The sequence below is a fragment of the Pseudomonas marvdashtae genome, assembly GCF_014268655.2.
GTDB classification, from domain to species: Bacteria; Pseudomonadota; Gammaproteobacteria; order Pseudomonadales; family Pseudomonadaceae; genus Aquipseudomonas; species Aquipseudomonas marvdashtae.
Genome location: NZ_JABWQX020000001.1, coordinates 2,585,967 through 2,600,372, shown reverse-complemented (window position 1 = coordinate 2,600,372; position 14,406 = coordinate 2,585,967). Strand labels below are relative to the sequence as shown.

Annotated in this window: 10 protein-coding genes; 2 read left to right on the top strand and 8 right to left on the bottom strand. The window is 62.5% G+C overall.

Translation table 11 applies throughout. From position 1 onward, the window contains the following. Positions 1 to 169: 169 nt before the first annotated feature. The 8 genes from moaA to HU742_RS11650 all read right to left on the bottom strand — a co-directional run bounded on the left by moaA (position 170) and on the right by HU742_RS11650 (position 11,636). Entirely contained in the window at positions 170 to 1,162 is a 993-nt protein-coding gene (moaA, locus tag HU742_RS11685) for a GTP 3',8-cyclase MoaA (RefSeq protein ID WP_186642603.1), read from the bottom strand. 25 nt (positions 1,163 to 1,187) lie between these two features. Further along, the gene (locus tag HU742_RS11680) at positions 1,188 to 2,141 is read right to left on the bottom strand and encodes a peptidylprolyl isomerase (protein ID WP_186642602.1); all 954 of its coding nucleotides are present in this window, start codon (positions 2,139 to 2,141) and stop codon (positions 1,188 to 1,190) included. A gap of 10 nt (positions 2,142 to 2,151) precedes the next feature. Continuing rightward, positions 2,152 to 2,832, bottom strand: coding sequence for a respiratory nitrate reductase subunit gamma (gene narI / locus HU742_RS11675; protein WP_186642601.1), 681 nt, complete (start codon positions 2,830 to 2,832; stop codon positions 2,152 to 2,154). Beyond that, entirely contained in the window at positions 2,825 to 3,580 is a 756-nt protein-coding gene (narJ, locus tag HU742_RS11670) for a nitrate reductase molybdenum cofactor assembly chaperone (protein WP_186642600.1), read from the bottom strand. Before narJ ends, narI begins: the two co-directional genes overlap by 8 nt. Before the next feature lie 2 nt (positions 3,581 to 3,582). Then, positions 3,583 to 5,121 carry a nitrate reductase subunit beta gene (gene narH, locus HU742_RS11665; protein ID WP_186642599.1) on the bottom strand — a complete coding sequence of 513 codons (1,539 nt, stop codon included), beginning with the start codon at positions 5,119 to 5,121 and terminating at the stop codon, positions 3,583 to 3,585. Between the two features lies 1 nt (position 5,122). Further along, positions 5,123 to 8,896: a nitrate reductase subunit alpha gene (locus HU742_RS11660; protein ID WP_186642598.1), complete on the bottom strand. Its 3,774-nt coding sequence runs from the start codon at positions 8,894 to 8,896 to the stop codon at positions 5,123 to 5,125. Between the two features lie 63 nt (positions 8,897 to 8,959). Beyond that, positions 8,960 to 10,357, bottom strand: coding sequence for a NarK family nitrate/nitrite MFS transporter (locus HU742_RS11655; protein ID WP_186642597.1), 1,398 nt, complete (start codon positions 10,355 to 10,357; stop codon positions 8,960 to 8,962). Continuing rightward, complete coding sequence (locus HU742_RS11650) at positions 10,335 to 11,636, bottom strand: MFS transporter (protein WP_189664269.1); 1,302 nt, start codon at positions 11,634 to 11,636, stop codon at positions 10,335 to 10,337. The genes HU742_RS11655 and HU742_RS11650 overlap by 23 nt, the downstream gene beginning before the upstream one ends. A 307-nt stretch (positions 11,637 to 11,943) precedes the next feature. Between HU742_RS11650 and HU742_RS11645 the strand changes: the two genes are divergently transcribed. Next, positions 11,944 to 13,743 (top strand): HAMP domain-containing protein, encoded by a 1,800-nt coding sequence (locus HU742_RS11645; RefSeq protein WP_186642596.1) that lies wholly within the window; start codon positions 11,944 to 11,946, stop codon positions 13,741 to 13,743. Beyond that, positions 13,740 to 14,387 carry a two-component system response regulator NarL gene (gene narL, locus HU742_RS11640; protein WP_186642595.1) on the top strand — a complete coding sequence of 216 codons (648 nt, stop codon included), beginning with the start codon at positions 13,740 to 13,742 and terminating at the stop codon, positions 14,385 to 14,387. Before HU742_RS11645 ends, narL begins: the two co-directional genes overlap by 4 nt. Positions 14,388 to 14,406 lie beyond the last annotated feature (19 nt).

The window sequence follows — 14,406 nt, the reverse complement described above, 5'->3', positions numbered from 1 at the left end:
GCTGTTTCGTGAACACCGAAAACCGTGGCGAGGGGATTTATCCCCGCTGGGCTGCGCAGCAGCCCCCAAGCAGTCAACTTTAACCTGCCTGACACACTGGGTTGACTGCATTTAGGGCCGCTGCGCGCCCCAGCGGGGATAAATCCCCTCGCCACAAAAGCCGCCATCCTCAGCCACCGCTCATGTTCATGAACCGCACGATCTGCACTTCCCCGCCAGGGCTGAAGTCATGCTGCAAGGGCTTGCCCTTGAGTGCCTGTTTGATCGATTGAATGATCGGCTGGTCATCCAGCGGATAGCGCCGCAGCAAGCCACGTAAATCGAGGGAATTCTCTTGGCCCAGGCACAACAGCAAACGCCCTTCGACAGTCATGCGCACGCGGTTGCAACTGGCGCAGAAGTTATGGGTATTGGGTGAAATGAAACCGATCCGAGTATCCGCGTGGCGTTCCAGGCGCACGTAGCGCGCCGGACCACCGCTGTTTTCGGTACTGTCGAGCAGGCGGTGATGGCGGGCGATGGCCGCCCTTACTTCATCGCTGGAACAGAACGACTCGCCTCGGGAACGACCGACGTCCCCCAAGGGCATTTCCTCGATGAAACTGATGTCGATGCGTTGCTCAATGGCGTATTGCACCAGCGCCGGGACTTCATCGAAGTTGCGCCCCTTCATCACCACGCAGTTGAGCTTGATCCGCTCGAACCCGGCGACCTTCGCCGCCTCGATCCCGTCCAGCACCCGGTCCAGGTCACCGTTACGGGTGATGGCCCGAAACCGCGCGCCGTCGAGGCTGTCGAGGCTGATGTTCATGCGCTTTACGCCGGCATCCACCAACGGCCGGGCCAACCGCGCCAGCTGCGAACCGTTGCTGGTCATCACCAGTTCCCGCAGGCCGGGCAATGCCGCGATGTCGCGACACAGCCCGACGATGCCCGGACGGATCAGCGGCTCGCCACCGGTCAGGCGGATCTTCTTCACCCCCAGCCCGACGAACAACCGCGCCAGGCGCTGCAACTCCTCCAGGGTCAACACTTGCTGACGCGGCAGGAAGGTCATGTTTTTCGCCATGCAGTACACACAACGAAAATCACAACGATCGGTCACCGACATCCGCAAATAATCGATCTGGCGCCCAAACCCGTCCTGCAACACCGCGTTCATGGAGATCTCCCGATTGAGCCCGTGCTCACTGCACCAGCGGCGAGTCGGCGCCCTGAAGATGAATGCCACGGATGTCCGCCGCACCGATCAGGGTTTGCAGGTATTGCACCAGCGCCTTTTGCCAAACACCCTGCTGCAACTGGGTGCGAATTGCCGTCGCCACGGCCTCGTAAGGCAACGCCTGACCCTCGATGCGCTGGTCGATGCTGATTACGTGCCAGCCATAGCGACTTTCCAGCGGTTTGCTGGCCAGGCCCGCCGGCAAGGTGAACAACTGGCGCTCCAGCTCCGGCACGGTCTGGCCCTTGCTGATCTGTCCCAGCGAACCGCCCTGCTCCTTGGACGGACACGCCGAATACTTCAGCGCCAGCTCGGCGAAACTGCCCGGGAACTGGTCCAGCCGTTCCAGCAGCAACTCGGCCTGGACATGGGTCAGGCTGCGCGCCTCGGCATCGTCCGGCGCGCATTCGAGCAGGATGTGCCGCACCGCCAGCAACGGCGCGCTGTGAAAGCGCGCGCGGTTGCTTTCGTAATAACGCAGGCAAGTCGCCTCGTCGCACTGCGGCACCTGCACCTCGCGTTCGAGCAACAACCGCGTGGCCGCTTCTTCTTCGTTTTCACCGGCACCGACCTGCAACGCCAGGCCCAGTTCGGCGATACGTTGCTGGAGCAGTTCACGAATCACCAAAGCCCGGGCGGCTTGATAGACCGCCTCCTCGCGGCTGTCAGCCGGGTGATATTGCAACTCCTGAGCCATCGCCTGCGGGGAGATCGACACCCCGTTGACGCTGATGATCGGCCACTCCTGCTCGCTGCTGGCGATCAACTGAGGTGTTTCATCTTCCGCTGCTGTCCCGACCTGGGCCGGCTCGAACTGCACCGCCCCAGCGGGTTCCACATCGACAACGGGTGCTGCTTTCGCCGAGGAACCGCAACCGCCGCCACCACTACCGCCACCACATCCGCATCCACTCGCCATGATCTTCTCCTCAGAACTTCTGCCGAACGATTTGATAACGACGTCCCAGGTACCAGACCGGCGCACTGACGATGTGGACGAGACGGGTGAAGGGGAACAACACGAACAGGGTCAGGCCCAGCAGCACATGAAGCTTGTAGACCAGGCCCACCGGTGCCATCGCCGTGGCAGCTTCCACCGGTTTCAACATCACGGTGTTCTGCGCCCAGTCGGCCAGCATCACCATCACCGAACCGTCCATGTGGGCGGTCGAGGCGACGATGGTCATCAGCCCCAGCACCAGTTGCACCAGCAACACCACCAGCACCAGGATGTCCGACGCATTGGAGGTGGCACGCACTCGTGGGTCGGTCAGGCGCCGGTTGAGCAGCATCAGCAAACCGACCAGGCCGAGCACGCCGAAGAAACCACCGGAAACCATCGCCAGCAATTGCTTGTTCTCGGTGCTCAGGAAGTGGTGATACACCGCCGAAGGCGTCAACAGCCCGACGAAGTGCCCGGCCAGCACGAACAGCACACCGATGTGAAACAGGTTGCTGGCCAGGCGCATGCCGCGATTGCTCAGCATCTGGCTGGAACCGGCCTTCCAGGTGTACTGGGCCAGATCGAACCGCGCCCAACTGCCAATCAAACAGATCGCCAGGGCGACGTAGGGGTAGACCCCGAACAACAACAGATCCCATTTAGACATTGCCCACCTCCCCGGCCGGCGCTGCGGCCCGCCCTTCATGCTGAAAATCCACCCAGTGCAGCGGCACCGCACTTTCCTCTCGGCCCTTGCCCGGTGCGCTCGGCAGTGAACTGCAACGGTCCTGCTGTTCGGCCTGCATGAAATCCACCGCCTCTTCTTCCCAGATCTTGTCCAGGGCTTCGAGGGAGTCATCCCGTGGTTCGGCCTTCACTTGCTCACGCAGCTCGGCTACCGCCACCTGGGGCTCGGCCCCGGCGATTTGCAGCAAGGCCCGGAAGCAACTGGCGTAGGCGCTTTCACGCTCGTCCAGGCGCGCCGCGAGCAAGGCCAGCAGGTGCGCGACATCGGCCAGGCCCTCGCGGGCCTCGAGGTCTTCGCGGGTGGACAAGAACTCCAGGTACAGCGGGATGTAGTCGGGCAGCTCCTTGACGCCGATGGCGAAACCGGCCTCTTCGTACTGGGCCATCATGTCGACCATGGCCTGGCCCCGGTCGCGGGACTCGCCATGGACATGTTCGAACAACAGCAGCGACAGCGACCGGCCGCGGCCGAACAGCGCGCCGTAGTGTTCCTGGCCGTCCATCAGGTCCTGGCCGCAAACCAGCTCCAGCAGCTCGAACAACCCGGCGCGTTGGGCGGGACTGATTTCCCGCGCCTGCGCTATCGCCTGTTCCAGCTCGTCGCGACCGGCCACCAGGGTCTCGGTCGGGTAGTCGAGGAGCAACGAAATCACCTTGAGAATGCGCATGTTCATTCCTCCCACAACTGCACGGTTTTGATCACGTCGCGGCGGTTGGCCTTCTTGCCGCCGAACATGTTGGTGTCGGAGCTGCCGCTGCAGCCGCTGCCGAAGCTGAAACCACAACCGGAGCGTTCGGCGAACGCATCGCTCATGGCGTCTTCACGGTGGGCGCTCGGCACCACGAAGCGGTCTTCGTAGTTGGCGATGGCCAGGTAGCGGTACATCTCTTCCACCTGGTTCACGCTCAAGCCGACGTCGGCCAGCACTTGCAGGTCCTGCACGCCGTCGACTTGCTCGGAACGCTTGTAGGCGCGCATCGCCAGCAGGCGTTTCAGCGCAAGCTTGACCGGTTTTTCATCGCCGGCGGTGAGCATGTTCGCCAGGTAGCGCAGCGGGATGCGCAGGCTGTCCACGTCCGGGATCACTCCGTTCATGCCCACGGTGCCGGCCGTGGCAGCGTTCTGGATCGGTGACAGTGGCGGCACGTACCAGACCATCGGCAAGGTGCGGTATTCCGGGTGCAGCGGCAGTGCGAGTTTCCAGTCCACGGCCATTTTGTAGACCGGCGAACGTTGGGCCGAATCGATCACCGACTGCGGCACGCCATCGGCCAGCGCCTGGCGAATCACCGCCGGGTCGTTCGGGTCGAGGAAGATCTCCAGTTGCTTCTCGTACAGGTCCTGCTCGTTGGCGGTGCTTGCCACTTCGCTGATGCGGTCGGCGTCATACAGCAGCACACCGAGGTAACGAATCCGTCCGACGCAGGTTTCGGCACACACGGTCGGCATGCCGGCTTCGATGCGCGGGTAGCAGAAGATGCATTTTTCCGACTTGCCGCTCTTCCAGTTGAAGTAGATCTTCTTGTACGGGCAGCCGCTGATGCACATGCGCCAGCCGCGGCATTTTTCCTGGTCGATCAGGACAATGCCGTCCTCCTCGCGCTTGTAGATCGCCCCGCTCGGGCACGATGCCGCGCACGTCGGGTTCAGGCAGTGCTCGCACAGGCGCGGCAGGTACATCATGAAAGTGTTTTCGTACTCGCCGTAGATGTCTGCCTGGATCTTGTCGAAGTTCTTGTCCTTGCGGCGCTTGGCGAACTCGGTGCCGAGGATTTCCTCCCAGTTCGGGCCCCACTCGATCTTCTCCATGCGCTTGCCGGACACCAGCGAACGAGGTCGCGCGGTGGGCTGGTGCTCGCCCAGCGGCGCGGTGTGCAGGTGCTGGTAGTCGAAGTCGAACGGTTCGTAGTAATCGTCCAGGCTCGGCAGGTCCGGGTTGGCGAAGATGTTCGCCAGCACGCGGAACTTGCCGCCGATGCGCGGGTTGATCGAACCGTCGGCGTTGCGGACCCAGCCGCCCTTCCACTTGTCTTGGTTTTCCCACTCCTTGGGATAGCCGATGCCCGGCTTGGATTCGACGTTGTTGAACCAGGCGTATTCCATGCCCTCACGGCTGGTCCAGACGTTCTTGCAGGTAATCGAGCAGGTGTGGCAGCCGATGCATTTGTCCAGGTTCAGGACCATGCCGATTTGTGAGCGGATCTTCATCTCAGTTCTCCTCGATATCAGTCGGCAGTGGACGCGGCAGATCATCGCCACTGGAACCGTCGAGCCAATCGACCTTGGACATCTTGCGCACCACGACGAATTCGTCGCGGTTGCAACCGACCGTGCCGTAATAGTTGAAGCCATACGCCTGTTGCGCGTAGCCGCCAATCATGTGGGTAGGCTTGAGCACCACGCGGGTCACCGAGTTGTGGTGGCCGCCACGGGTCTTGGTGGTTTCCGAACCGGGCACGTTCACGATCCGTTCCTGGGCGTGGTACATCATCACCATGCCTTCCTTGACCCGTTGGCTGACCACCGCACGGGCGGTCAGCGCGCCATTGACGTTGAAGCACTCGATCCAGTCGTTGTCTTCGATACCGGCGCGCTTGGCGTCGATTTCCGAGAGCCAGACAATCGGCCCGCCACGGCTCAAGGTGAGCATCAGCAGGTTGTCGCTGTAGGTGCTGTGGATGCCCCATTTCTGGTGCGGGGTGATCCAGTTCAGGACGATCTCGGTCTCGCCGTTGCTGCGCTTGCCCTTCACGCCTTCGATGGTGCGGGTGTTGACCGGCGGCCGATAACTCATCAGCTGCTCGCCGAACGCCTGCATCCACGGGTGATCCTGGTAGAACTGCTGGCGACCGGTGATGGTGCGCCATGGGATCGACTCATGGACGTTGGTGTAGCCGGCGTTGTAGCTCACGTGATCGTCTTCCAGGCCGGACCAGGTCGGGCTGGAGATGATCTTGCGTGGCTGGGCCTGGATGTCGCGGAAGCGAATCGCCTCGTGCTCCTTCGAGACCGCCAGGTGGCTGTGGTCGATGCCGGTGAATTCCGATAGCGCCGCCCAGGCCTTCACCGCGACATGGCCGTTGGTTTCCGGGGCCAGGGACAGGATCACTTCGGCGGCGTCGATGGCGCTGTCGATTTTTGGCCGGCCTTGGCTGATGCCCGCTTCGACTTCCTTGTGGTTCAGCTCACCGAGGAATTTCACTTCGGTGTCGGTGTTCCAGTTGATGCCCTTGCCGCCGTTGCCGAGTTTTTCCAGCATCGGGCCCAGGGAGGTGAACTGCTTGTAGATGTTCGGGTAGTCGCGCTCCACCACGTGCAGGTTCGGTGCGTTCTTGCCCGGCACCGGTGCCACCCCGGCACTTTTCCAATCGGTCCCGCCAAACGGCTGGGCCAGTTCGCCGACGCTGTCGTGCAGCAACGGTACCGTGACCAGATCTTTCTCGACGCCCAGGTGGCCGACCGACATGGCGGAAAACGCCTTGGCGATGCCCTTGTAGATTTCCCAGTCCGAACGCGATTCCCAGGCCGGATCGATGGCCGCGGACAATGGGTGAATGAACGGGTGCATGTCCGAGGTGTTCATGTCGTCTTTTTCGTACCAGGTGGCGGTCGGCAAGACGATGTCGGAGTACACGCAGGTCGAGGACATGCGGAAGTCCAGGGTGGTCACCAGGTCGAGCTTGCCAATGGCACCCTCATCGACCCATTCGGCTTCCGTGGGCTTGCACTCGGTGCTGTGGCCGATGTCTTCGTTCATCACGCCGTTCTTGGTGCCGAGCAGGTACTTGAGCATGTACTCGTGGCCCTTGCCCGAGGAGCCCAGCAGGTTGGAACGCCAGATGAACATGTTGCGCGGGAAGTTCACCGGGCTGTCCGGTTGCTCGCAGGCAAAGCGCAGGGAACCGTCCTGCAGCGATTTGACCACGTAGTCCTTGGGGTCAAGGCCCGCGGCGGCGGCATCGCGGCAGATGTGCAGCGGGTTGGTGTTGAGCTGCGGCGCGCTCGGCAACCAACCGGCCCGTTCGGCGCGGATGTTGTAGTCCAGGGCGTGCTCGGGGAACTGCGACTTGTCGGCCAGTGGCGAGAGCACGTCGTGCATGCTCATCTTCTCGTGGCGCCATTGGGAACTGTGGCCGTAGAAGAAGCTGGTGCCGTTCATCTGCCGTGGCGGACGGTTCCAGTCCAGGCCAAAGGCCAGGGGCAGCCAGCCGCATTGCGGGCGAAGTTTTTCCTGACCAACGTAGTGAGCCCAGCCGCCGCCGGTCTGGCCGACGCAACCGCAGAGCATGAGCATGTTGATCAGCCCACGGTAGTTCATGTCCATGTGGTACCAGTGGTTCATCGCCGCACCGACGATGATCATCGAGCGTCCACGGGTCTTGTCGGCGTTGTCGGCGAATTCGCGGGCGATCTGGATCGCCTTCTCGCGGCTCACACCGGTAATCTGCTCCTGCCAGGCCGGAGTGCCGGGCACCGAGGCGTCGTCATAGTCCTTGGCAACGTTGGCGCCGCCCAGGCCACGGTCGATCGCCAGGTTGGCCGCCGACAGGTCGAACACGGTGGCGACTTTCGCCACGCTGCCATCGGCCAGCACCACACTGTGCACCGGCACGCGGCGGAACTGCACCGCGTCACCGGCCACATGCTGGAAGTATTCCTGGGCTTCGCCGGCGAAGTAAGGGAATGCCACCTCGGCGACGTCGCCACCGATCAGGCTCAGCTTGAGGTCGATCTCGCGCCCCTCGCCGCCTTCACGAGGCAGGATGTTCCACTTGCCCTTCTCACCCCAGCGATATCCGATGGAGCCTTGGGGCGAAACCAGCTCGCCGTTGGCGTCCAGGGCAATGGTTTTCCATTCCGGGTTGTTTTCCTGGCCGAGGTTATCGGTGAGGTCGCTGGCCCGCAGGAAACGGTCCGGCTGATAACCCGCGCCCGGGGCCGCGCCGAGCATCGGCTTGAGCATCACCAGCACCGGCAGGTCGGTGTAGCGCTTGGCGTATTCGGTGAAATAGGCGCTCGGCTTGTCCAGGTGGAATTCTTTGAAGATCACATGGTTGAAGGCCTGGGCCAGCGCGGCGTCGGTGCCCTGCTTGGGGTTGAGCCACAGGTCGGTGAGCTTGGCGACTTCCGAGTAGTCCGGGGTGATCGCCACGGTCTTGGTGCCCTTGTAGCGCACCTCGGTGAAGAAGTGCGCGTCGGGGGTGCGGGTCTGCGGGACGTTGGAACCCCAGGCAATGATGTAGTTGGAGTTGTACCAGTCGGCCGATTCCGGCACGTCGGTCTGCTCGCCCCAGACCATCGGCGAAGCTGGCGGCAAGTCGCAGTACCAGTCGTAGAAGCTCAGGCACACGCCACCGATCAGCGACAGGTAACGCGAGCCGGCGGCGTAGCTGACCATCGACATGGCCGGGATCGGCGAAAAGCCCACCACCCGGTCCGGGCCGTGTTCCTTGATGGTGTAGACGTTGGCCGCGGCGATAATCTCGTTGACTTCTTCCCAGTTGGAACGGATGAAGCCGCCCATGCCGCGCTTGCTCTTGTACGAGTCGGCCTTGGCCTTGTCCTCGACGATGCTGGCCCAGGCCTCGACAGGCGCCAGGGTCCGCCGGGCTTCACGCCACAGTTTGAGCAGCGGCTTGCGGATCTTCGGGTACTTGAGCCGGTTGGCGCTGTAGATGTACCAGCTGTAGCTCGCGCCGCGAGGGCAGCCGCGTGGTTCGTGGTTGGGCAGGTCGTTGCGGGTGCGCGGGTAGTCGGTCTGCTGGGTTTCCCAGGTGATCAGGCCGTTCTTGACGTAGATTTTCCACGAGCACGAACCGGTGCAGTTCACCCCATGGGTGGACCGCACGATCTTGTCGTACTGCCAGCGCGAACGGTAGACGTTCTCCCAGTCGCGGGACTCCTTGCGGGTCTCGCCGTGGCCGTCTGAAAACTCGCCTTGCTTGCGGTTGAAAAACCGCAGTTGATCCAGTAAATGACTCACAGTGTCTTCCTCTCAGGCTTGCTCCGGGGTCTTCGCCCCGCCCACGCAATAGTTGAATTCGTCTTAGCAGGGTGTCGCCGCGCCTTTGCGGGCGTACCACCACCAGGTCACCACGATGCAGCTCAGGTAGAAGCCGACGAACATGTAGAAGGCCATCTCCGGGCCGCCGGTCAGGGCCATCGAAGTGCCGAAGGATTTGGGAATGAAGAAGGCTCCGAAGGCGCCCATGGCCGAGCTGAAACCCAGCACGGCGGCCGATTCCTTGCCGGCGTTCTTGAGTGCTTGCTCACGCACCTCGGGCTTTTTGCCCAGGGCGGATTTTTCGTGCAGGGTGCGGAAGATCACCGGAATCATGCGGAAGGTCGAACCGTTGCCCACGCCAGTGGTGATGAACAGCAACATGAACATGCCCAGGAAGCCGTAGAAGCTGCCGCCCTCGCCGCCTTTGGGTAGAAAGTGCAACACGCCGAACACCATCACGATCATCAGCACGAAGTTCCACAGGGTGACTTTCGCGCCGCCAAGCTTGTCCGCCAGCCAGCCGCCCAGCGGCCGTACCAGCGCGCCCACCAGCGGGCCAAGGAAGGCGAATTTCAGGGCAATGACTTCCGGGAACGAGGTCTTGATCAGCAGCGGGAACGCGGCGGAGAAACCGATGAATGAACCGAAGGTCGCCAGGTACAACCAGCACATCAGCCAGTTGTGCTTGCGTTTGAAGATCACCGCCTGTTCGCTGAACGAAGCCCGGGCGCTGGACAGATCGTTCATGCCGAACCAGGCAATCAGGGTCACGGCGAGGATGAATGGCACCCAGATGAAACCGGCGTTCTGCAACCACAGCGAGCTGCCATCGGCCAACACTTGGGGTTGGCCGCCCATGAAGCCGAACACACCGAAGGAAATCACCAGCGGCACGCTGAATTGCATCACCGATACGCCCAGGTTACCCAGCCCGGCGTTCAGGCCCAGGGCGGTGCCTTGCTGGGACTTGGGATAGAAAAAACTGATGTTGGACATGCTTGAGGCGAAGTTGCCGCCACCGAAACCGCAGAGCAATGCGATCAGTACGAACACGCTGTAGGGCGTGCTCGAATCCTGCACGGCGAAGCCCATCCACAACGCCGGTATCAGCAACGACGCGGTGCTCAGCGCGGTCCAGCGACGGCCGCCGAAGATCGGCACCATGAACGAATAGAAGATGCGCAAGGTGGCGCCGGACAACCCCGGCAACGCCGCGAGCCAGAACAGTTGGTCGGTGGTGAAACTGAAGCCGATGGCGTTCAGGCGCACGATCACCGTGCTCCAGACCATCCACACGGCGAAGGCCAACAGCAGCGCCGGGATCGAAATCCACAGGTTGCGCCGGGCCGTCAGTTTGCCGCTGCGCCCCCAGAATGCAGGGTCTTCCGGGCGCCAGTCATGAATGACCGGGCCCTTTTCAGGCGTTTGCAGAACGGACATGTTCTTCTCCTTGGGCAATGCTGGAAAACGGGGATTGGCCGGCCGGCGGTTGTTTACCCAGCAGCGGGCGCTTGCGCACTTCGCTGAGGTACATCCAGATCAACGAGACCCAGACCACGCCGTAGAGCAACATGAAGCAGGACGAGCGCACGCCGGTGAGGTCCACCAGAGCGCCGAACATGATCGGCAGCACGAAACCACCCAGGCCGCCGGCCAGGCCGACGATGCCGGACACCGCGCCCATGTTCTGCGGGTAGTCATTGGCGATGTATTTGAAGACCGAGGCCTTGCCGAACGCGAAGGCGATGCCCATCACGAACAGCAGCACGGTGAACAGCGTGGCGTTGAGACCGATGTGAAAATCGACGATGCCGTTGACGGTTTGCACCTGCAGTTGGGTCTGGGGATAGGACAGCAGGAACAGGCAGATCCAGCTCACCCACAACACCCACCAAGTCACGCTCTGGGCGCCCCAACGGTCAGACATCCAGCCACCGACGGCCCGCAACACGCCGCCGGGCAGGGAGAAACACGCCGCCAGCAGCGCCGCGCTTTGCAGGCTGAAGCCGTATTCCTGCACGTAGTATTTGGTCATCCACAGGGCCAAGGCGACGTAGCCACCGAAGACGATCGAGTAGTACTGGCAGTAGCGCCACACGGCCGGGTCTTTCAGGGATTTCAGTTGCTCACGCAACGTGGCGCCGCCAGTACCGCTGTGTTCCTTTTTCTCGCTGGTGAGAAACCAGAACAGCAGCGCAGTGATGAACAGGATGGCGCTGAACACCTTCGGCACCAGGTGCCAAGTGCCGAGCGCGATCAGCGCGGGGGCGAGGAACTTGGTCACGGCGGCACCAGCGTTGCCGGCGCCGAACACGCCCATGGCGAAACCCTGGTTCTGCTTGTCGAACCACTTGGCGACGTAGGCAATGCCCACCGAGAACGACCCGCCGGCCAGGCCGACGAACAGGCCCAGCACCAGGAACTGCCAATAGGCCGTGGCGAGGGTGATCAGGTAGAGCGGCAACACGCAGGACAGCATCAGCAGGAAAAACACGATGCGCCCGCCGAAGCGATCGGTGAGCAAACCCAAGGGCAGGCGCACCAGCGAACCGGTGAGCACCGGCGTGGCGGCCAACAGTCCGAACTGGGTTTCGTTGAGGGCCAGCAGTTCCTTGATCGGAACGCCGAGCACGGCAAACATCATCCAGACCATGAAGCACACGGTGAAGGCCAGGGTACTCATCCCCAGCACCAGCCCTTGTTGCACTTGCGCTCGCATCACGCTGCACTCCAGTCAATTCGTTGAGCGCAGACTAGTGACGCGAACCCCGCTAAAACTTGACCTGGGTCAACGTGCGCCCCGGTGGTACTGGCCTATGCTGGGGCCGTCTACCTCTAAGGGGGTAGAGCCTGAATTTGATAAGACCCCTTATTTATCAATGCATTGAACACGTCTGCCGAAGCTTTTATCGAAACGGAGCGGCCGACAACTCTTTAGAGGTAGTGCGCCCAGGATCGGCGACTACGCCCCAGGTCCAGGCGTCGCTCATGTTCGTGTTGCAGATTTTCATGCGCAGTCAGCCTCAATGATGGGCTGGCTGCGCAGCTCCCTGCCCGCTCGCGCCGGGCTGGCGGTGATCCTGATCGCCATCCTGGCCCTGGCCAGTTCCTTGAGCGCCGGCTTGATCGCCTGGTTCAGCCAGGGCGACGCTGCCGCCATCAACACCGCCGGTTCCGTGCGCATGGAGACCTACCACCTGAGCTGGAAACTGGCGGCGGGGGCAAGCGACGATATCCCGGCGATTATCGACAGCCTGCAGCAGCGCCTCGACAGCCCGTCGCTGCGGGCGGTGCTTGAAGACGGACCTGAAACGTCCCTGCACAAGAGCTATCGCGACCTTGTGCAACGCTGGAACCAGACCTTGCGCCCGGCCATCGAGGGCGGTGACTCGGCGTTTTTCCAGGCCAATGCCAACGCCTTCGTCAACCAGTTGGACCGGTTCGTCACCCTGCTGCAACGTCAGAGCGAACACAAACAAGGCTGGCAGCAGACGATCCAGGGCATGGCGTTGTTCAGCACCATGATCATCCTGCTGATCGGCCTGTATGAATTGCAGTACGGGGTGGTCACGCCCTTGCAGGAACTGGTGGACGCCACCCAGCGCTTTCGCCGTGGCGAATTCCAGGTGCGGGTCAACCATCAGTCCGAGGATGAGCTGGGCCAGTTGGCGACCAGTTTCAACACCATGGCCGAGACCATCGAGCAATCCCACCGCACCCTGGAAGCCCAGGTGCAACAAAAGACCCTGAACCTGCAACAGGCCAATGCCGCCCTCGAATTGCTCTACCAGAGCAGTCGCAGCCTGGCGACGCGCCAGGCCAATGCCGAAGGCTTGGATGAATTGATCCGGCGCTTCCAGCAGCGCTTGCCGGGGTTGCGCCTGACGCTGTGCCTGCAAGGGCAATTGCAGGCCCCGGCCAAGCACCTGTTGGCCCTGCATGGCGCCGCCAGCCGCCAGGTGTGCGCCAGCAGCGATTGCGCCAGTTGCCATAAACATAACGCCGCGCGTCCGCAGGCCTTCAGCATCAGCAACCAGGGCAACGAGCTGGGTGAGCTCAAGGCGCATTTTGTCGACGGTCATGCGGCGCAACCCTGGGAAACCGCATTGATCCAGGCCCTGGCCAACCTGATCGGCACCACGCTGTCGCTCAAGCGCCAGCGTGAGCAGGACCATCGCCTGTTGCTGCTCGACGAGCGCACGATCATCGCCCGGGAACTGCATGACTCCCTCGCCCAGGCCCTGTCGTACATGAAGCTGCAAGTCAGCCGCATGCAGACGCTGATGCGTCGCGGCGAACCGGTGCAGACCCTGGAGGCTGTCACTGGCGAGCTGCGCGAGGGCCTCAATAACGCCTATCGCCAGTTGCGGGAGTTGCTGACCACCTTTCGCTTGCAGATTCGCGACGACGGGCTGGTCCAGGAGCTCAAGGACACTGCCGAGGAATTCTCCAGCCGGGGCGATTTCACAGTCCACCTGTTCATCGACACCCTGGCCTTCGAGTTGGCGGCCAGCGAGCAGATCCACGTCTTGCAGATCACCCGCGAGGCGCTGTCCAACTGCCTGCGCCACGCCCACGCCGAAAACGCCTGGCTCGAACTGCGCCAGGACGGCGAAACCGTGAGGCTGTCCATCGAAGACGATGGCCGTGGCTTCAGTGGCGAAGTCGACCAACGCGAACACCACGGCCTGAACATCATGAACGAACGCGCCCGCAGCCTGCGCGGCGAACTGCAAATTCTCTCCCGAACGCCCCAGGGCACCCGTATCCAGGTGTGCTTCCAACCGGAATTCCTGGGCCACCACCCCGAAGGCATCGCAACATGAACGCCCCCCTGCGTCACACCTTGCTGCTGGTCGACGACCATCCGATGATGCGCCGCGGCATCCGCCAGATGCTCGAACTCGAAGACGATCTGCAGATCGTCGGCGAGGCCAGCCACGGCGAAGAAGCCCTGGCACTGATCGAACCGCTCAAGCCCGACCTGGTGTTGCTGGACAACAACATGCCGCAGATGAATGGCATCGAGACCCTGCGCCGCCTGCGGGCCATGAACTACACCGGCAAGGTGCTGCTGTTCACCGTATCGGACGCCGAAGACGATATCCGCGACGCCCTGCGCCTGGACGCCAACGGCTACCTGCTCAAGGACATGGAACCCGAACTGCTGATCCAGTACATCCGCGACGCGCTCGGCGGCGCCCTGGTGATCAGTCCCGGCCTGACCCGCGTCATGGCCCAGGCCCTGCGCTCGCCGCCGCGCCAAGCCGACGTGGAATTGACCGAACGCGAGCGCCAGGTCCTCAGGACCATCGCCAGCGGCTACAGCAACAAGGTCATCGGCCACAAACTCGGCATCACCGAAGGCACGGTCAAGGTCCACGTCAAGAACCTGCTGCACAAGCTCGGCCTGCGCTCACGGGTCGAAGCGGCGGTGTGGGCGATGGAGCATTTGCGTGGGGCGGGCTGAACCGAGGTTGATGGATAGG